Origin of the sequence: Bifidobacterium margollesii (genome assembly GCF_002860355.1) — a bacterium.
GTDB lineage: Bacteria > Actinomycetota > Actinomycetes > Actinomycetales > Bifidobacteriaceae > Galliscardovia > Galliscardovia margollesii.
Map to the genome: position 1 here is coordinate 47,191 of NZ_NMWU01000019.1, position 18,762 is coordinate 65,952.

An 18,762-nucleotide genomic window follows, 5' to 3' on the forward strand; every position below is an offset into this window, starting at 1 on the left:
TTCGTTGCGTTCCAGCTTCCGCCGGCTCACCGGTTCCTGCGGCGGACACGATGCCCGTCATCGCGGCGTTGCGCGCGCCGTGCGCCGTCGGAGCGTTCGGAGGCTGGCGCGGTGCGGGCGATGAGCCGGCGCAGGGCGAGGGCGTCGGAAGCCAGGTTGCGGGTCTCCTGCTCCTCGATGGCGAGCTGGGCTTCCAGTCCCGTGGCGTCGGCTCCCTGATCGTGGTTGTCGGCGATGAGCGCGATCAGGGCGCGCATGTGCTTCGCGTTGCGTTCGACGGAGTCGGTGAGTCGGCCGAGCGTCGCCAATCGGCCGTCGCCCTCATCAATGACTTGGGCGAGCACATTGAGCTCGCGCAGGCTGTCGGCGAGCCGGTCGCAGGCGATCGCCTGACGCAGCGCGCGCCCGTTCACGCCGGTCATGTCCCGGCCGTCGAACCGTTGCCGACAGTAGTCCTCAAGTCGCAGCGCGGGCCGTGCGAACCATGCGTACAGGCTCTCGCAGTCCGTTGACCGCACATAGCCGCCGTTCCCGTCGGTGAGCACCTGTCTGACGTCGTCGGACAGGTAGGCGTGCCAGATCCTTCCGTCGCGCACGAGCCGGTCGCACGGTATTGCCAGGTGCAGGCGTCCGTGCGTGCCGGGCACCCGCACGGTCACCGCCGTATCCGTCCGACGGGTGATCATGGCCTCATGGAAGATGATCTCGCTGAGCGTGCGCCGGTGGATCTTGCCCATGACGGCGAGCATGTTGTACGCCACGCCCAGTCGCCGGTCTCGGATTCCGCGGGTCTGCCCGCATGACGTGTAGGTGATGCGTCCGCCGCGAACGGTCGCGTTGACGCCGAGCGTCGCGAGTTCGCGGCGGAATCCCGCGAAGTCATGGGCGTTCATGCAGGCCGTGTCGATGCTGGTGCGCAGCCGGTCCTTGAGGTTGCCGCCTCTGGCGCTCAGGTGGAGTTCCCCGATCGACGGGGCCACGCGCCCGGACTGTTCCGGCATGAGGATGTGCAGCCCGTATTCGCGGCACAGCCGGTCGCTGATCTTCCGCCATTCGCCCAAAGTCCCTTTCCGCAGACGCAGGGCCTTGCCCGTAATCCGGTCTGCCGGGCAGATGAGGATGTGGTTGTGCATGTGGGACCTGTCGGTGTGGGTGGCGATCACGTAGTCGTGCGTGCCTCCGGTGATCTCCCGGACGAACCGTTCCCCGATCAGATGCGCCAATCGGGGCGTGACCTGGTCGGTGGGATCGAACGATTGGATCACGTGCAGCGCCAACACGGCGCCCCGTCGGCGTGAGCCGCCTTTCGTGGCGTCCAACGCACGTTCGAAGCCGCGGGCGATGGACTCGGCGTCCGTGATGTCATCGCCGACGGTGGTCGAGGCCCACCGGTAGCCGTCGGTCTTGGCCGGGTTCGTCACGTAGGCGATGCTGCGGGCGAGCGTGCTTTTGATCTTGCCGATCTTGACTACAGCCATTCGGGCACCCCTTTGGGGTCGACGTCGGTCTCCACCCGGATGCTCAGGCCCGCGACCAGTCGTTCCGCCTGGCGCAGCTCGTCGAACACGCGCGAGAGCATGGCCAGGTCCGTCTCCCGCGTGGTGTTCGCGTGACGGGCGATCTGGTTGACGTTGTTGCCGATCCTCGCCAGTTGGGCGCTCACGTCATGCAGGTTCGCGGGCACGGTGATGTTGACGCGGTGGGCGCATCTGATCCGGTTGCGGGCGAACGCCATCCATCCCACGGGCCTGAGCCCGGCTTGGATACGCTGACGGTTCTCCACTTTGAGCGAGTCCGCCACCCACCGCCATTCCTCCTCGCTGAACGTGACCGTCTTGCGGATCGTCCTGGAACGGTTGCCTTTCCAGCCCATCGGCGCCTCCTCATATCGGGTTCCACGGGTGTCCCGCGATCGGCCCCGAGCTTCGCGGGGCCGCGCCGGTGTACGTACACCGGCGATGCTTGCTGCACACCAACCGCCCCTCCGGGGAGGGATGGTTGCGGCACCGGTCAGTTTCACCTTCGTGCCACGCCATGCGCGGCGGACTCCATGTCACGTTTCGCATGCCGGTGCCGGTTCCGTTTTCGTGTCCGCCGGCATCATGGCCGGCGTCGTTCTACGATGCGGGGCAACGAAGAACAATCACCGTGAGGAGACCGTCATGGCGAAGCCGAGGGAACGCAACCGGGCGATGCGCGCCATCGCCGACAACGCATTGGATGCCGAGTTGGAGGCGCTTCGGCGCAAACGCGGCGAACTGTCGCGTTTGGGCATCCTGCTGGACGACATGCGCTGGGCCGCGGAACGATTCCGCGACGCCGCCCAGTCGTTCTGCGACGACCATCACATGCCGCGCGCCCAGCTTGTGCGCACGCTCAGGATGGAGCCGAGGGAGACGGGCATGGCGTTCCATGCCGTCACGCCCGACTACGGACATGCCAATCCCGCCGATAGCCATGGCGAAATCCATGATGGCGCGGATTCGGCCGTCGAATCCGGCGGCCGACCGGCATCCGCCGCCGATGCGCCGGAGACTGCCCTGACGAAGGACAACGCCGCAACGGAGAATGCGGCTGATGCCATGGATGCTGACACGTCCGGTTCGATTGGATTGGACCCGGAGGGGTTGCGATTCGGTTTCCCGCGTCCTGGCGGCTACGCTGGATGACATTGGCGACATACGGGAGGTGACGGCGATGCCGATGCTGCTGGTGATGCTTGGCCTGTCGCTGGCGACGGGCGTGATACGCACGCTGATGCGGGGCGTGGCCTCGTGCCTTGCCCTGCTCGCGCACCCGTTGCGGCTCGTGGTGTTCCTCGCGAATTCCGTGTTCACGGCGTTCGCCATGCTGTCGGGATTGCTCATGCTGGCGTTCCTGCTCATGCATTTCCTCGCCGGCTCGGACGCTCCGGCATTGGACGGCTCTTTCACGTTAATCGTCGCCGCGTTCCTCACGGCCGTGCTTGCGAGCATGCTCATGGATTGGTGCGACGCGCGGCTCCGACGACGCTCCGCCCGCCACGGCTGAGCGTCACCCGCCGCCGCTTGGCTCCGGCAGGTGCGGGCGCGCATGCGCCGTCACGTTTCGCCGTCCGCGCCCGGACTGGGCGGAACCCGTATTCCGGTTCCGCCCAGTCCGTCGTCTATTCGGCGTCTTCCGGTTCGCCGGATGCGTCGTCGGTCTGCGACGTCCCGTCGTCGTCCGGTTCGCCGTCCTGCCCTATGCCGGCATCCCCGCCATTGTCGTCGTCATCGATTGGCGCGAGGGAGCCGTTGAGGGCTTCGGTCTCCGTGTCCGAGGTGCGGTAGCCGAGCGTTTCCAAAGCCTCGTACAGTGGCGCGGCGTGTTCCGCGATGGTCGCCGCGCCGCGCCACGTTTCCCAGCTGACGCGTTCTTCGGCCAACGCGTAGAGCAGTCCGAACGCGGCCCGTTGCGGGTCGCCGGCAATCATCGCGGTGACGGACGCGCGTAACGGGTCTTCGGCCTCGCTCTCCGGCTCCTCGGCATCGGCGTCGTCGCCCGTCGTGTCGATGCCGGTGATTTGCCCCCAGACGTCTTCGGCGTGACTGTCCCATCGGTCGAATCCCTCGGTGAGCGCATCGAGCACGAATCTCGCGGACAGCAGGGCGACGGCCCTGCCGATGCCTTTCGGCTGGGATTTCAGTTCCATGAGATGCGTCACGAACGCGATGCGCAAATCACGGCTTGCCCGCGCGAACTCCTTGGCCGGTGCCGTCTCGCGTTCCTCGCGTTCCCGTTCCTCTCGCCAACGCGCCTCCCGCGCCTCGCGGGCCGCGGTCTCCGCCTCCTCGTCCACGGTCTCGTACAGGACGATGCCGCGCGCCCATGACGCGCCTTCGGCCCGCACCCCCACGACGGGCGTGGCACCGTCATGGGAGTCGCGCCATGCGTCGATGGCCTTGGCGATGTCGCCCGTGGTCAGCATCGTGGTGCGTCGCAATCCCTTCGGCGAGTCATACCAGCCGTCCGTGTTCGGCTGTTCGTCGGCCGCGTCGATGCCCATGCGTTCCAATTCGGCTCTCGCCGTGTCGAGCCATTCGCGCCATGTCCGCTCCTGCCGGGCGTGCTTGACGGCCATGTTCCAGTTCTTGCCGCCCGCCGCCTCGGCGAGCCGTTCCTGAAGGTCCGGATACCGGTCGAAGTCGGCGATGGTCTCCCAGTCGTCGATGCTCAGCTGGGCGGTTCCGGCCTTGCTTCGCGCGTTCTCGCCGATGGCGGCTATCTTCAGGCGTCGGCGCACCAATGACACGGAACGGCCGGTACGTTGCGCCGCCTCGTCCACGCCCACGCCCAAATCGAGAAGCCCCTGATAGCCGTCGGCCTCCTCGATGACGGTCAGGTCGGCGCGCTGGCTGTTCTCCACGAGCATGAGCTCGCGTTGCTCCCGTTCCGACAAATCGGCCACCACGGCGGGCACCCGGCTCAATCCGGCGAGTTTGGCGGCGGCGAGGCGACGATGCCCGATGACGAGCAGGTAGCGTCCCCGCGGCGTGGGAGTGACGAGCAGGTTCTGCCGGATGCCCTGCGCGCGTATCGAATCCGCGAGTTCCGACACGTCGCCTACGTCACGGCGCGGGTTCGCGGGGTTCGGGTCGATGAGCCCCACGTCCAGCATGACGATGTTCGATTCGTCCATGCCTTCGTCGGTCATTACGGGACGTTCGATGATTGCGGTTTCCATGATTGTCTCCTTGAAAAAACGGATGATTGGGATTGGTCGGGGTTTCCGACGTCGGAAGCCCCGACCGGATTGAATCCGCGTCCGACGCTCAGTGGCGGCGTTCCGTCCATGCGGGGCGGATGCCGTGTTCGCTGGCCGCGAGCACGAGGGATGCCAGCGAACAGTCGTCGTCCAAGGCCAAGGCCTTGAGCGCGCGCACCGCGGCGGCGGTCGAACGGTCGGCCATCCACAGCAGGTACGCGCACGACGCCATCGGCTGCGCCTCGTATCCGTCCGGGGCGTCGGCCGTCACTGATTCCAGCAACGCCGTCGCGCGTTCCCCGCGTCGCGTGTCCGGCTGGTAGTCGGCGTCCTTGAACGCCCGTGACAGTTCGCGCATGACCACGGCCGCCGATTCCATCGAATGCGGCTGGGCGTACAGCATGTGCAGTTCGCCGCCGCCCATTTCGCGCAGCGATGCGAGTATCAGCGCGTCCCGCATGCTCAGGCACTCGGTCATCAACACCGCCAGCGTGACGCGCTCCTCATGGGAGAAACCGCCCTCGTCGCGCGACAGCAGGCCGTTCCACCTGTCCATCAGGGGCGCGAACCACTTGTCGGCCGCTTGCGCCGGGCCAAGTTCACGCCGGTCCTGAAGGAACCCGTCGCGTACGCGTTTCGCCAGTCCGGTTCCCGCCGTGCGGGTATCCACCATGTCGTTCATGTCCATCGGTCCTTTCCGTGTGGTTTCCATTTCGGACACCACCCGCCTGCCATGCGCGTAGGCGGAGAGACCGGAGGCGTGGACCGCGACGATCCGGGCCGTAGCGAAGACGGCATGCTGGTTCGCCGTCGCAGCGCAGGCACGGGAGCGGCGCGGGACACGGCGCAGGGAACGCAGACGGAGCGCATGGCATGCTGGTGGTGGCCGCAAACCCCTCGTCAGATTCCGCGCGGCCCACCGCCGCGAGCGTGCGAGCGGCCAGACAGCACGGTCATGCGCGTAGCGCATGGCCCGGGGCCGCGTCCCCGCGCCGATTGCGGAGAGTATGTCGAACGGCCCCGCCTGGAGCATTCTCTCCGCAAGCGGAGCGGGAAGTCCGCGTAAGTTATTGTCATTCATAGATGTCAAACAGGAGCCAAGTCATGGACATGCGAGCCTCGAATCGTAGATAATGGGAAAGCTGTATTTTCGGACAACGAAGAAGGCGTAAGGTGCAGGTTGCGAGGAACCGCCTCATTATGGGCTCACGCCGGGGTAAGTCATCAGATGGGGGACAAACGCTGGCCGTCACCCCACGGGATCGATTGATCCTATGGCTTCGTCAGCTCAAAGGGGAACGCCTGCTTCGTTTCACGACGACTCTGATCTGCATCGTTGGCACGATGGGCGTGCTGATCCGCGATTATGTGAAAGAGCGGATGGCAATCGGCACAGGATATTCGTTTATCCGGTTCCTCAACGAAGGAGCGGGAATATGGTACTTCCTCATACTGCTGGTTTTAGGAGCCACAAACGTGACGTTAAGGTCCAGAAGCCCCGTGGCGTTGCTGGCCTTGGAATTCATTGAGCTCTCTCTGGGCGTCCTGTTCGGCGTTGGCCTGCACTCATACACGCAGGTCGCGCTTATCCTGGTGCTTTATCTGTGCATTCGGCTTCCCCTGTATGCTCAGGCCATGTGCGGTCTGGCCATGATCTGCATGATCGCAATGCAATGCATCTATCCCTCCTATCTACAGCCTCAGTATTTGGCGTTACTGTATTCCGTCGCTTTGGCCGGCATCGCATCCTCACTGTTGTCCATAGCGCGGGACCGGCGAACGGCGAATAGACTGCTGTCTGAAGCACGGCGAAAGACCGCAATACTGGCGGAGGAGAGGAATCGTACGGAACGGCGCCTTCGCATGGCCAACGAGTTGCATGACAGTGTCGGCCATGGATTGACCTCGATCATCGCGTTATCGCAGGGAGGCGAGGACTGCATAAGGAACGGCGGCTATTCCGACTCGCAACTGGCCGATGTCTTAGCGGAGATCACATCGATTGCGAAGGACAGTCTGGGCGATACGCGCCGCATCTTAAAGGTCTTCAATGAAGAAGAATCGCAGCCGTCTTTGGAACAGATCGGTCTTGAACCAGTGAATCAGGATGACATCCTGCGTTTACGGGATTGGGACGATATCAGACCAGTACTGGAACACATACGCTCAACCGGAATCATCGTCGTGTTCACCGAAACAGGAAGACGCGTCGAGGATCCCCGCCGTTCGGATTTATGCTTCGCCGTCACTCGCGAGGCACTGACCAATGCCCTTCGGCACGGCGCGGGACTGACCCGCATTGCCGTCTCCTGGAATCATTACCGTGATGGCGGAACAGCAATCACGATCCGCAACGATGGACACGTCTCCGGACACGACACCACCGGCGAGGCATCCGGTCAAAACAGGAAGCCGACAGGTGGAACCGGACTGCAACGACTCTCCCAACGCCTTGCGAAAATGGGCGGCACCCTGTCCTATGGGCCATACGGCAATGGCTGGACGGTCAAGGCACTAATCCCCTGAAAGAAACGGAAGAACCATGAAGGATGCAAGAGACGACATCATCAAGGTCATGCTGGTCGATGACATGCGAGGGGCGCGAACCGGCTTCATGATGATGCTGAACAACGATCCGAACATCATCGTCAGCTCACAGGCCGCGGATGGCGCCCAAGCAATCGAATTCCTACGGCAATCACCGCAGCAACTGCCTGACGTGATTCTGATGGACGTGCGCATGCCCGTCATGGACGGCATAGAGGCGACGGGCATCATCAAGGAGCAATTCCCCCAAATCCAAATATTGATCCTGACCACATATGATGAGGACGATTACGCCTTCGACGGATTGGCGCGAGGGGCATCCGGATTCCTGCTCAAGGACGCAACCCCCAAACAGCTACGTGACGCCGTACACGCCGTGCATAACGGAGATGCAGTATTGACACCGAGAATCACCGGTGAAGTGCTCAATCGCGGGGTTCGCCCCATATCGGACAACACCCGTATCAAGCTGCTACGGAGCCTATTCGACGGACTTTCCAAGCGGGAACATGAAGTCGCGGAACTCGTGGCGGCAGGCTTGTCCAATCAGGAAATCGCGGAGCGCCTATTCATCGAAACGACATCGGTACGACGCACGGTAAGCCGCATATTGGCCAGAATGCATATGCGAGACCGAGTCCAAATCGCCATAGCCTGGTATCAATCGGGGTTGGACCAAATAACAGGCGGCAAACCAGCATAAAGATCACGATATTCATCTCAAGGATTGTGGTGTTTGTCATCTGAAGATGACAAACACCACAATCCTTTTATTGAGAAATAGAGCGAACTGGTTAACTGTCTATATCCGTCGCTCAAGCGAACGGAACAAACCTAGCATATATCACGTCACTTTTGCCATCCCCTAAGATAGGGCAGTATCCAAAAACCGTTAGGGGGGGGGACTTCGATTATTGCGGCTCGGGTCAATCGAAGAAAGGAAAACGATGTGCCAGCTGCCCGATTCGGCTTCACCCATCATCGCGTTTGAGAGCGTCTCATTCAATCATGCCGGTCGCGAATTGCATGGGATCTCATTTGCCGCCTATGCAGGTCGAGTCACCGTTCTGATGGGGCCACATGACGCCGGCAAAACAACTGTTCTCCGGATGCTGTTGGGACTGGATATCCCGGATTCCGGATGCATATACACCTGTGGCAAACCCTATGGCACATCCCGTATACCCAAAAACGTTGTGAATGCAATGCCCGAAGCTATTTCACTGTCCCCGTATTACTCGGCCGGAACCTATCTTCGTTGGAAAGCGCTCTGGGCCAGAACACCTAATCCGGTTCTTGACGGCATCGTTCACATGACCGAACTGCAGAATCTTCTCACCGTCAAGCTCCGCGATCTCACCCCGATCGATGTCCTCAAAATGCGATTCGCTATAGCTCTGCTTCCCAACCCCAAAGCCCTGATCGTAGACGAACCGCTCCAGGCACTTGATCAATCGGGCACGAATTGGATCTGCGAGCAGATACGGAAGCAGGCGAATCGTGGCGTTGCGGTGCTCATCGCATCCGAACCGGACGGCAGACTGAAGCCGATTACCGATGATGTTGTGGTACTGGATAAAGGCACCGTGGTAAAAGAGGGTTCCCGCGGCCAGCTCTGGAAGGAAGACTGAAAAACGCCGGCGGATCACCCGCTCCCATAGGTCCATGTGTTTGGTGTTTGTCATCCGAAGATGACAAACACCAAACACATTCTTGGATGTACCATCCAAATCAGGTTAACTGGAATGGCATGCACCGGCATGCAATCCGGTTCCATATACAGAACATGAGGAGAACGAAGATGAAGGATTATGTGCCTCCTGTCGTTGAGGTCATCGCATCATTCAAGGAAGCAACCAATGGCGTATGGTTCGGCAACTATGTCGATGTTGGCGGAGCCAAGGCCCCGTTCCCTTGGGGATCGAACTGACCGAAACCCTGCATATATTGATGATCCCTAGCTGTATCAGGATAGGGAAACGTGATGCCGTTTACGCATAAGAACCCAAACCGTACCGTGATTCTCCGCGGCGGGAAGCCGACGGACCGTTCGAAGCTTCCCGCCTCCATCAGCATCAATGACGAGGGAACATGCGTCCAGGTTCCTCTGTTGAGTGGCGATCGCATGTTCTGGACCGTCTCCGAAGATGAAGTGCTCCTGTCGGACAGCGCCTTCCGGCTTGCAAGCATCACGAACGCCGATCTTGACCTGGAACGCATCATCATGGATCTGCTGCCTTCGCTCCCTGACAGCCTGCGAGGGGACAAATCCCCATGGAGGAACATACATTCCGTACCCGCCGCAACCACACTGCACCTCGACAAATCCAATAGGCCGCGATATACGAGAGCGGAACCTTCACCCATAAAACATGTTTCAAACGACGTAATTCTGGCATCGCTAAGGAGCCGTTTCCTGACGATCGCGGATGAGTGGCGCAATGAGGCACCACTATCCGCCGATGTGTCCGGAGGAGTGGATTCCGCCGCCATCGCATACATCTTCGCCAGTGAGGGGGTTCGTATGCCCCTGTATCATGAAACACCCGACGATCCAATGAATCAGGATTCCCGATGGGCCGAGCGAATCTCCGAGGACGTTCGGATGCCACTCATCAAAATCGGCCGAGTCGTGGATGGAAACAGATCATTCGAATCCACAGCCGAATATCCCAACAGAGAGATACCTGAAGAACCGGTCTTCTGGAGCGATATCGAAGGCTATCTCAGCCGAATCTCCGAAATGGAAGCAGACACAAGCCGTATCCATGTCACGGGTTTCGGAGGAGACGAGCTGTTCGCATCCATGCCATCCTCATCATGGAGTTGTCTGCGGGAACACCCGCTGCGGCTACGGGACATTCGAAGACAATACAGCGCCGATTACCGGGTCCCACCCTATCAGGCAATTCTCGATCTGACCGACAGCACCGATCTGCATGAGGAATTACGGTCATCGCTCCTGGACGCGGAACAAGATCATGGCCATCGCTCCTCGCCTTGTGGATGGCACGATGCCATACGCATTCCCGAATTCCTGACCGCGAAAGCCAGGGATACCCTATATGGCGCCATTGAATCACAATTGAAACACGCCGACATTCGGCCATTAAGCCCCGACCGAAGCCGTCATCAGGCGCTCTACTCTCTGTCAATGCAGGCACGAATGCTCAATCAGGTTAATCGGACGTTCGCCTCCGACGACATAACGTTCCGCTCCCCCTACCTGGACCGTGGAATCGTGGGCTATGCGCTATGCGCCCCAATCAGTGCACGCACCGAGGGAAATCTACACAAAGCCGTATTGTACCGGGCGCTCAAGGGTATAGTCCCCGAAACGATATTCCGGCGTCCCGTCAAAGGCGATCACTCATATTCACTGTATCTGGCATGGCAACGCTCGAAAGACACGCTGCTCGACTCAATCGCCGGCGGAGTGCTGGACGAAGAAGGACTGATCGATATACCAGCCGTACGGCGTCGAGCTTCCATGCCGATGCCTGACATCACGTTTCTGTTTGAAATGCAACGAGTCGCGGCAGTGGAAAGGTGGCTAAGACATGCAAACCGATAACACGATGGCGAACACCAGCCTGAAAGACCAGATATCCCTATATCCCAAAGAGGGAGGGGCAATCGTATTCGTCAACGACACCGGCGAATACCTGCAGGTCAACGAAATAGGCCGAATCATCCTCGACGGTCTGATGCACGGCAAAACCGTCGAGGATTGCATGAACGCAATCGCCGAAGAATATCAGACCGACAGACAAATCATCGTCCGGGATACGGAACGATTCCTCGCCGATATAGGGAAGCACGTGCGCCTATGAGTATCCCTCTACAGCCGGAAGCAACCACACGCGTCAACTTTCACGACCGCCTGGTGGCGCTGATTGCCATCATTATCGGAAGACGGATGGAACGACAACGAATCGGAAAGTTCTGCCGCCGGCTTGAAACGTGGTCCGAACGGTATCCGCCAGCCGATGCCGACATGGCGAAGCGTTACCGCAACGCCGTATGTTCGGTAAGCCGCAGATGCCGCAGCCAGCAGGGTTGTCTGCTTCGGTCGCTCTCCACGGCGGCGGCATGCCGCATATCTCGCCGATCCGTCACATGGTGCACCGGGTTCACCGATCGTCCCTTTCGCGCACACGCCTGGGTCGAAGCCAACGGCATACCCATCGGCGAACCTGATGCCGTCAGACGGTACACCATCACCAGAACCAGTTCCGAACGGAAAGATACGCAATGACCGCCAACGACCCGGACGACACCATGCACATGAAACATGCCTCCATGTACAATCTGATTTCTCCTCTCCGAAAATACCGAGGACGGCTGGCACTCATCCTATGTCTTGGAGCCATAGGAGCCGTTATGACGCTGCTCGTGCCTAAGTACATGACCAACTTCTTCCAGAATGGTGTATTCCAGGTTCCCCAGTGGCCCGTCATTGCCGGAATGCTGTTACTCGTCACCGCTTCAGGAGCTATATCAGCCCTACAGAACTACCAATTGCAGAGCACAGGGGAGGATATCGTAAGGGATGCTCGTCTCGCACTAAGCAAACACCTGCTACGTCTGCCCATACGCGAATACGATCAACGTGACTCCGGCGACCTGCTCAGCCGTGTCGGCAACGACACCTCACAACTGCGTAATGCATTCATGCAGTGCACATCAGCCCTTGCATCAGGTTTCATCACCGTCATCGGTTCCGCTGCGTTTATGGCAATGCTTGACCCGATCCTATTCGGCACAGCGATCACCTTGCTCCTTACGGTATTCACGCTCATGCTGCTGTCCGCTAAATTCATCGAACGAGCAAGCTATGACAGCCAATACACGCTCGGCGACCTTACCTCCACGCTCAATCGTGATCTCGCCGGCATCCGCACCATACGCGCTTCAAACGGCTTCGAGAACGAGAATAAGGTTATTGCCGCCTTGATCAACCGCGTCCGCCTGTCCGGACTCAAGATTGCCAAAATCCAGTCGATCGTCAATCCACTGGCCACGATAGCCCTGCAACTCGCAGCTATCATTGTGTTCGGTCTGGGATTATGGCGCGTAACCACAGGGCTGCTATCCGTAGAGAAACTTACTCAGTTCATCATGTTGCTGTTCATCAGCATCTCACCGCTCAGCCAGATCATTTACGCAGGCTCACAAATCGGCAATTCAATGGCCGCAATGAACCGTATACGGGAAATATTGGATATTCCCGAAGAAAAGGACTCTGACACCGTCGTCGCAACAATCAATGAACATATGCCGCTGGCACACAGCGGGCCCCGTCCGCCAGCGGTGGAATTCCAACACGTCTACTTCTCCTATGGATCCAAACCAATTCTGCGTGACCTGAATCTCTCCATATCCCAAGGAAGTGTCACGGCACTTGTCGGGCCCTCAGGGGCAGGGAAAAGCACGATCCTGCAACTTATCGAACGTTTCTATGATCCTTCCAGCGGAAATATCAATGTACTCGGTAAGGACATAACAACCTGTGATCGAGACGATTTACGCAGCCACATCGCATACGTGGAACAGGATTCACCGGCACTGTCCGGTAGCATACGAGAGAACCTACTTCTCGGATCAAACGATTGTAGCGATGATGAATGCCGACGGGTATTGGAATCCGTGAATCTCTCCCATCTGCTAGATCGATCCGACAAAGGTCTTGATATGCAGATAGGGGAAAACGGAATCATGCTATCAGGCGGAGAACGCCAAAGACTCGCCATAGCCCGCGCCCTTCTTTCCACGGCAAAAATCATCCTGCTCGACGAAGCCACCGCAAACCTGGACGCCGATAACGAACGCCTTATCACTCAGCTATTGACTCAGGTAGAAGGCCGCACTTTTATTATCGTTGCGCATCGACTCGCCACGATAATTGACTCCGATCTTATATATGTACTTAATCAAGGGCGGATTATCGGATCGGGAACCCATAAACAACTTTTTAAAACGGCACCATTTTATCGCAATCTCGCAACGGAACAATATATCTCATAGCTAAAAGAAATTTGGCGATTTATTACAATAATTCCTCATCTAACTATAAAATATAGTTATTTTATATATGCTGCATATATATCACTTTTCACCGATTACAACCGATTGGACATCTACACAAAATACACTATGTTCCGCTAGGTCAAATAAGCAACACTCTGACTAACTCTATAACAAATACAGACATAAACTATACAAAAAATGTATATATCATCATATGATGACAAGGCCGACGACTGGACGGAAATCTATATCGACTCTTATCTCTTGTCATCTGGAGATAACAGATAACCCACAACGGGTCGCGCGGCACGCGAATAGGTGATGTAATAAAAATGTCATAAGCCATTAATAAGGAAAGAGACAGAATCGTGCCCATCGACCTAAAATATATCCCATTCTGTCAGTCCAACAGTTCCTTCTATGAGCCACCAGATCGTCAATCTTCGCCAAGACTTGATGATGAAATTCACTTTCCAAATAATTGGAAGATATATAAAGGTACCCCATGGACAAATTGTCGTCCTAGTAATGTTAAAATTCCGGAACAGGGATGGAAGATTCACATCTCGGCAACTCTTTGGAATTATGAAAAGATATTAAGAGAAGTATCAAATTATTGTTTTTCAAAAAAAGTCGCATTTAAATATCTATCAACAAAAGCTGATTTTTTTGATCAAAACAGTAAATATACCGATAGGGCTGCTGCCGGAAAATATATTACAATATATCCAGTAAACGAATTGGAGTTTCATTCTACTCTCAATGGGTTAGACGACATTATTGGGAATGAGTCAGGACCCTATATCCTTTCGGATAGACGTTGGAGGAACGGGCCTATATTCTATCGCTTCGGCGCTTTTATCCCGCCTAAGGATAAGACAAAATATATAAGTGTATTGAAAAGGCCCGACGGAGTCGAGGAAGAAGATGTACGTCGTCCTACCTTTATCGTGCCGGATTGGGTGAAAATACCGGAATTTCTACACGAATCCATAGAATCTCAATCTATACCATTCCCATTCGAGATGAAATCAGCTATGCATTTTTCATGCGGTGGAGGTGTGTATACCGCAGAGGCGTTGACGGATGAATACGTTTCAAAAGGAACTATCGTTGTACTAAAGGAGGCGCGACCATATACGGCGCTTGATTCCGACGGCCATGATGCTGTATATCGTTTGAAGCACGAAGAACATGTCTTATCCGAATTACAAGATACGGGCTTTGTGCCTCAGGTATTCGGAATGTTTAGAGCATGGGAAAACCTTTATCTCGTGATGGAGAAAATACCAGGAAACAACCTTAAGTATGAATGCATGCTTAGAACTCCCATACTAAAGCCAGCTCCTTGGAAACTAGATAATGCTGCCTTTGGGCAATGGGTTGATCATACCGTTTCACAGCTTGATAAAGCAATGTCGCTCTTTCATCGACACGGATGGCTTCTTGGTGATATTCACCCTAAAAATATCATTATGGAAAACGGAGTTAATCCTATATTTATTGATTTTGAATTCGCGCACAAAATGGATAAAGGATGGCGAATTAAACAAATAGCACCAGGATATGGTCCTCTGACAGGGTTTACCGGCACCGACGCAGATTTTTGTTCATTAGGGTTGCTGGAGTTAGATATGCTTCTTCCTCAAGCCACCATTACAGATCAGGGCAATGAAGGAAGCATTATACGAATCGCTAGACACGCGCAGAGTCATCTCGATATTAACGAAGACTCCATCGAATCTATAATTCAAAAGACATCTAAAAATACTCAGCTATCCTTGGATCAGCGAGCTGTCAATCTCGCTTCTATTGAAGATTTAATACATGGACTAGCTCGGGGAATAAAGGCACACCTTCATTTTGATGAAGGCGCTACAGTTGCTCTACCCGGTGATATAGAACTATTTGGCCCTAATGCTGTACAAGCCTCGGTGGGATACCCTTATGGCGTTGCGGGTGCTTTGTCGACGTTAGCTTTGGCAGGTGATCCAATAGATTCCGCATCGGTTCAAAAAGCATCTCAATGGATTTTAAATCATCTTTCGGGCGTTAAAAACCGAGGATTCGCCGGCAAAGATGGTTTGGAGTATGGCTTACGCATGGCGGGATTTGATGAACTCGCTCGAGAAGCACATTCTTTGCCCGTGGCAAACCCCATTAATCCTACTTATTGGTCCGGATGGGCTGGCGTCGGCCTAAATGACCTAAGTATCGGGTCGAATAAATCATATGATGAACTATTTTTAGCCTCATCAAAGTTGCAGAACATGCTTACCAACGATGTCGAATGTGAATCCGCTGGATTATTATATGGCTGGTCTGGCGCGGCCTTATTGTGGGCCGAAATCTATAGAACGGTTGATCGAGATGAAAAATATGTGGATTATGCACTACATGCAATACAAAACGATATTAAAAAATGTGTTTTGACCCAAAATATGACCATGGAATACGATGAAAAGTGGAGAACTCTGCCATATCTGGGAACCGGGTCATGCGGTATTGCAATCGCTTTATATGCCTTGCGAAAAGCGACCGGAGAATGTCTCTTGGACAAAGAGTATGAGTCCCTAGTTCGCGCATGCACCTACTATCAGTGTGCACAGGGAACATACGCATATGGTATGTCAGGCTTTTTGACTTTTCTGAATGCAAAGGACGATAAAAGCAAGCTGGAATATCAGGTAATTAACTCATATTGCGATTCTCTTCGACTATTTATCATTCCAAGTAAAGGCGGTTTTTATGTCCGAGGAAATCAAGGACTAAAACTGTCGTGTGATTTTCTGACCGGATCCGCCGGAGTCCTCGGATCTCTTGCCGCACTCCAGGGGAAATGGTCAGGCATACCGTTCCTGTCATGGAACGATTCCTTAGATATTAGAAAGGAGGTGCACAATGGGAAACAACGTTCTTGATTTTCAAATCTTGACTGCTGACGGCGAAACGGATGATGCAGCACGTATCAGCACGTTTAGCTTCAATGGCCCCTGCCCGGGCCTGCCGAGTACCTTGACCTACAGCAACTGCTGACAAGACAAGTGTCTGGCACCAATTCGCAAAATTGATGCCAGACACTTTTGCAATGGAGTAACTATGAAGTGTACAACACTCAATCAACCCATCAAATTGTATGAAGAATTCTCTGACAAGTATCGCAGCAAGGCGCAACAACTTTGTGAACATTTAATAGAGGATACAAATAATTTTCATTATTCCAGTAATCAATCGCTCGAATTAATGCAAATTAATAATGAACTAGTAATTCATTTCAAGGATGATCCGTCGCAATATATTCATTTATGTCAAAAACCGATTGGAAGAATATCTGGTTTTTACATTAATTCAGAGAAGACAATAGCGGCATTATTAACGCAGATGCCAAAAACTGATTTTTACACTATTTCATTATATGAATTGAAAAAGCAATCCGCCAATATTCTTCTGAGGTGCAACAATGTTGTACCTCAGATAAGAACGACATACCATTCTATCTATTGGATTAATAAAAGCAAATCAAATCGCCCGTATAAACTAATGATGGCAAACAAGTGTGGCATCATTGAAGTATACGGCACAAATAGTGAATATGATATATTATCTTTCGTTTGCAGTAATGATGCGGTTATTGTTATAAGAATGACGCACGGGGGGGTGGTGACGTTTTCTTGGACTTCGTTGTCTGAATGGTCGTTCAGAACGATATCACATGTGTTCAGGCGACGAGCCCGAGCTCGATGCGCTTGTCCATGATGCTCATCCCGTATTCGAGTTTGATGCGCTTGTCCCGGTACCAGACCATGTACTCGTCCAGCATGCCGATGAAGTCGTCGATCGTGACGCCTTGGAAGCTGCGCTTGTGGAAGAACTCCTGCTTGAGCCGGCCGAAGAACCCCTCGGCTGCCGCGTTGTCCGGACTGCAGCCCTTCGCACTCATCGACCTCGTCAGCCCATGGTCCTTGCAGATGCGGATCCATTCGGGCCACCGGTAGTGGCAGCCCCGGTCCGAGTGGATGACGGGCGTCTGACCGGGTCGGAGTGTGGCGCACGCGTCCTCGAGCATCCCGTTGGCCAGCGCGGCGTTGGGGCTGGTGCCGATCGTCCAGGCGACCGGCATGCCGTCGTAGCAGTCGATCACCGGCGACAGGTACACCTTGCCCGCGGGGATCGAGAACTCGGTGATGTCGGTGACCCACAGCTCGTTCGGATTCGCGGCGTGGAAGTCACGGTTGACGAGATTCCCCGGCGCCCGGCCGATCTCTCCCTTGTAGGAGCTGTAGCGCTTCGCGCTCTTGAACACCGGCACCATGCCATGGCGGGTCATCAGCCGCATGACGCGCTTCGCGGAGACGACGATGCCCGCGCTGCGCAGTTCCTGGTGGATGCGCTTGTACCCGTAGCGGCGCCGGCTGTTCTCGAACGCCTCGCGCACCAATGCGAGCAGACCCTGGTCCTTGTCGGGCCGGTTCATGGCCTTCAGCTGGTAGTAGTATGTGCTGCGCGCGATGCCGACCCGCGCCAGCAGTTCCTCGGCCCGGATGCCGCACTCCTCACTGACGGCCTTGATCAGCGTCGCCTTTTCCCGGTTGGTCAGGTTGTCCGGGTCTGCGCCCGGCTCTTTTCCCACCAGCTCCGCGGACTTGCGCATGATCGCCAGCCGGATCTCCGCGTCCCGGTATTCGGCGCGCAGACGCTCCAAGCCGGCGCGCAGCTCGTCGATCTCGCCGCGCAACGCCTCCGGATCCGTCGGCGCCGCATGGCCCGCGCCGTCGCGGTCGTCCTTCACCGTCAGAACCCCTTTCGTCCCGTCGAGCAACCGCCGCTTCCAGTTTCGCACGACCGAGGAATCCACGCCCAATCCCTCGGCCGCCTCGCGTGACGTCATCTCGCCGGACGCGACTCTGAGCACCGCCTCGCGCTTCGACTCCTCCGGCACCGGGCCCCGTCTGACGCGGCGTTCGCCGGGCGCGAGCTCGTCGATCCACGAGGCCAGCACCTCCTTGCTCGGATACCCCAATTGGCGTATCGTACGGCTCGCTCGCCGCCCGTGCGTCAGGTAATGATCCACCGCGGCCCGCCTCTGTTCCAACGTGTAGCGCGCATACCGCTCCCCACGCCTCGACGGCACCCCGGTCTCCTGCTCCTCGAGCCAGTCCCGATGCCACATACGCAACGCCTCCCGGCTGGGATACCCCAACTCCCGGATCACATCCGCCGCACAGCACTCATACCGGACATACAACTCCACCGCACGCCGCCGCTGCTCCCTCGTATACTTCACCATGGCCCGCCTCCCGGAACCCCCAGTCCAAGAAAACGGCACCGCCTCGCAGTGGCAGACGCTGTTCTACAAGAACCACTATTCGGCCACCAACCTGATGGACGGCGAGGCTCGCGAAGGCGACGTGATCGGAACGAACGCGAAGGCCGGCGAGATCATGGACGTGCCGGACTTC

The 18,762-nt window shown here is 56.5% G+C and carries 17 protein-coding genes; 12 read left to right on the forward strand and 5 right to left on the reverse strand.

Translation table 11 applies throughout. From position 1 onward, the window contains the following. Nucleotides 1-26: 26 nt before the first annotated feature. Together Uis1B_RS05680 and Uis1B_RS05685 are read right to left on the reverse strand one after the other, a co-directional pair. Nucleotides 27-1,478, reverse strand: a complete 1,452-nt coding sequence (locus Uis1B_RS05680; RefSeq protein WP_044088992.1) for a relaxase/mobilization nuclease domain-containing protein — start codon at nt 1,476-1,478, stop codon at nt 27-29. Continuing rightward, entirely contained in the window at nt 1,469-1,873 is a 405-nt protein-coding gene (locus tag Uis1B_RS05685) for a MobC family plasmid mobilization relaxosome protein (RefSeq protein ID WP_043164798.1), read from the reverse strand. Before Uis1B_RS05685 ends, Uis1B_RS05680 begins: the two co-directional genes overlap by 10 nt. A 289-nt stretch (nt 1,874-2,162) precedes the next feature. Here Uis1B_RS05685 and Uis1B_RS05690 point away from each other — a divergent pair, with 289 nt between their 5' ends. Beyond that, nucleotides 2,163-2,669, forward strand: a complete 507-nt coding sequence (locus Uis1B_RS05690) for a hypothetical protein (RefSeq protein ID WP_052119034.1) — start codon at nt 2,163-2,165, stop codon at nt 2,667-2,669. A 28-nt stretch (nt 2,670-2,697) separates the two neighbouring features. Then, a complete protein-coding gene (locus tag Uis1B_RS05695; RefSeq protein WP_043164796.1) occupies nt 2,698-3,030 on the forward strand; it encodes a hypothetical protein in 333 nt (110 codons plus the stop codon). A gap of 115 nt (nt 3,031-3,145) precedes the next feature. Here the strand turns inward: Uis1B_RS05695 and Uis1B_RS05700 are convergent, their stop codons facing one another. After that, nucleotides 3,146-4,705, reverse strand: a complete 1,560-nt coding sequence (locus tag Uis1B_RS05700) for a ParB/RepB/Spo0J family partition protein (protein ID WP_101616394.1) — start codon at nt 4,703-4,705, stop codon at nt 3,146-3,148. Between the two features lie 88 nt (nt 4,706-4,793). Then, the gene (locus Uis1B_RS05705) at nt 4,794-5,408 is read right to left on the reverse strand and encodes a DUF4192 family protein (RefSeq protein ID WP_133125354.1); all 615 of its coding nucleotides are present in this window, start codon (nt 5,406-5,408) and stop codon (nt 4,794-4,796) included. Nucleotides 5,409-5,899: 491 nt separating this feature from the next. Here Uis1B_RS05705 and Uis1B_RS05710 point away from each other — a divergent pair, with 491 nt between their 5' ends. The 10 genes from Uis1B_RS05710 to Uis1B_RS12450 all read left to right on the forward strand — a co-directional run bounded on the left by Uis1B_RS05710 (nt 5,900) and on the right by Uis1B_RS12450 (nt 16,339). After that, the gene (locus Uis1B_RS05710; RefSeq protein WP_243390271.1) at nt 5,900-7,252 is read left to right on the forward strand and encodes a sensor histidine kinase; all 1,353 of its coding nucleotides are present in this window, start codon (nt 5,900-5,902) and stop codon (nt 7,250-7,252) included. Nucleotides 7,253-7,268: 16 nt separating this feature from the next. Next, a complete protein-coding gene (locus Uis1B_RS05715; protein WP_101616400.1) occupies nt 7,269-7,976 on the forward strand; it encodes a response regulator transcription factor in 708 nt (235 codons plus the stop codon). A gap of 244 nt (nt 7,977-8,220) precedes the next feature. Then, nucleotides 8,221-8,904, forward strand: coding sequence for an ATP-binding cassette domain-containing protein (locus tag Uis1B_RS05720; RefSeq protein ID WP_240540846.1), 684 nt, complete (start codon nt 8,221-8,223; stop codon nt 8,902-8,904). A 170-nt stretch (nt 8,905-9,074) separates the two neighbouring features. After that, nucleotides 9,075-9,203 carry a lasso RiPP family leader peptide-containing protein gene (locus Uis1B_RS11780; RefSeq protein WP_106426817.1) on the forward strand — a complete coding sequence of 43 codons (129 nt, stop codon included), beginning with the start codon at nt 9,075-9,077 and terminating at the stop codon, nt 9,201-9,203. Nucleotides 9,204-9,257: 54 nt separating this feature from the next. Then, the gene (locus tag Uis1B_RS05725) at nt 9,258-10,847 is read left to right on the forward strand and encodes an asparagine synthase-related protein (protein WP_101616402.1); all 1,590 of its coding nucleotides are present in this window, start codon (nt 9,258-9,260) and stop codon (nt 10,845-10,847) included. Continuing rightward, a complete protein-coding gene (locus Uis1B_RS05730; RefSeq protein ID WP_043164786.1) occupies nt 10,834-11,106 on the forward strand; it encodes a PqqD family protein in 273 nt (90 codons plus the stop codon). Before Uis1B_RS05725 ends, Uis1B_RS05730 begins: the two co-directional genes overlap by 14 nt. Next, nucleotides 11,103-11,531, forward strand: a complete 429-nt coding sequence (locus tag Uis1B_RS12535; protein WP_081886553.1) for a lasso peptide biosynthesis B2 protein — start codon at nt 11,103-11,105, stop codon at nt 11,529-11,531. The genes Uis1B_RS05730 and Uis1B_RS12535 overlap by 4 nt, the downstream gene beginning before the upstream one ends. After that, nucleotides 11,528-13,300, forward strand: a complete 1,773-nt coding sequence (locus Uis1B_RS05740; RefSeq protein ID WP_043164784.1) for an ABC transporter ATP-binding protein — start codon at nt 11,528-11,530, stop codon at nt 13,298-13,300. The genes Uis1B_RS12535 and Uis1B_RS05740 overlap by 4 nt, the downstream gene beginning before the upstream one ends. A 371-nt stretch (nt 13,301-13,671) precedes the next feature. After that, nucleotides 13,672-16,224, forward strand: coding sequence for a class III lanthionine synthetase LanKC (gene lanKC / locus Uis1B_RS11865; RefSeq protein ID WP_133124851.1), 2,553 nt, complete (start codon nt 13,672-13,674; stop codon nt 16,222-16,224). Beyond that, on the forward strand, nt 16,205-16,339 hold the full coding sequence (locus Uis1B_RS12450; RefSeq protein WP_257798101.1) for a hypothetical protein: 135 nt from the start codon (nt 16,205-16,207) through the stop codon (nt 16,337-16,339). The genes lanKC and Uis1B_RS12450 overlap by 20 nt, the downstream gene beginning before the upstream one ends. Before the next feature lie 682 nt (nt 16,340-17,021). Here the strand turns inward: Uis1B_RS12450 and Uis1B_RS05750 are convergent. Continuing rightward, nucleotides 17,022-18,590: an IS3 family transposase gene (locus Uis1B_RS05750; RefSeq protein ID WP_101616408.1), complete on the reverse strand. Its 1,569-nt coding sequence runs from the start codon at nt 18,588-18,590 to the stop codon at nt 17,022-17,024. Between the last annotated feature and the right edge of the window lie 172 nt (nt 18,591-18,762).

Excerpts from the sequence above, each read along its gene's own strand:
- Uis1B_RS05680 (WP_044088992.1), bottom strand. The coding sequence starts at position 1,478 with ATGGCTGTAGTCAAGATCGGCAAGATCAAAAGCACGCTCGCCCGCAGC.
- Uis1B_RS05685 (WP_043164798.1), bottom strand. The coding sequence starts at position 1,873 with ATGGGCTGGAAAGGCAACCGTTCCAGGACGATCCGCAAGACGGTCACG.
- Uis1B_RS05690 (WP_052119034.1), top strand. The coding sequence starts at position 2,163 with ATGGCGAAGCCGAGGGAACGCAACCGGGCGATGCGCGCCATCGCCGAC.
- Uis1B_RS05695 (WP_043164796.1), top strand. The coding sequence starts at position 2,698 with ATGCCGATGCTGCTGGTGATGCTTGGCCTGTCGCTGGCGACGGGCGTG.
- Uis1B_RS05700 (WP_101616394.1), bottom strand. The coding sequence starts at position 4,705 with ATGGAAACCGCAATCATCGAACGTCCCGTAATGACCGACGAAGGCATG.
- Uis1B_RS05705 (WP_133125354.1), bottom strand. The coding sequence starts at position 5,408 with ATGAACGACATGGTGGATACCCGCACGGCGGGAACCGGACTGGCGAAA.
- Uis1B_RS05715 (WP_101616400.1), top strand. The coding sequence starts at position 7,269 with ATGAAGGATGCAAGAGACGACATCATCAAGGTCATGCTGGTCGATGAC.
- Uis1B_RS05720 (WP_240540846.1), top strand. The coding sequence starts at position 8,221 with ATGTGCCAGCTGCCCGATTCGGCTTCACCCATCATCGCGTTTGAGAGC.
- Uis1B_RS11780 (WP_106426817.1), top strand. The coding sequence starts at position 9,075 with ATGAAGGATTATGTGCCTCCTGTCGTTGAGGTCATCGCATCATTCAAG.
- Uis1B_RS05725 (WP_101616402.1), top strand. The coding sequence starts at position 9,258 with ATGCCGTTTACGCATAAGAACCCAAACCGTACCGTGATTCTCCGCGGC.
- Uis1B_RS05730 (WP_043164786.1), top strand. The coding sequence starts at position 10,834 with ATGCAAACCGATAACACGATGGCGAACACCAGCCTGAAAGACCAGATA.
- Uis1B_RS12535 (WP_081886553.1), top strand. The coding sequence starts at position 11,103 with ATGAGTATCCCTCTACAGCCGGAAGCAACCACACGCGTCAACTTTCAC.
- Uis1B_RS05740 (WP_043164784.1), top strand. The coding sequence starts at position 11,528 with ATGACCGCCAACGACCCGGACGACACCATGCACATGAAACATGCCTCC.
- Uis1B_RS12450 (WP_257798101.1), top strand. The coding sequence starts at position 16,205 with ATGGGAAACAACGTTCTTGATTTTCAAATCTTGACTGCTGACGGCGAA.
- Uis1B_RS05750 (WP_101616408.1), bottom strand. The coding sequence starts at position 18,590 with ATGGTGAAGTATACGAGGGAGCAGCGGCGGCGTGCGGTGGAGTTGTAT.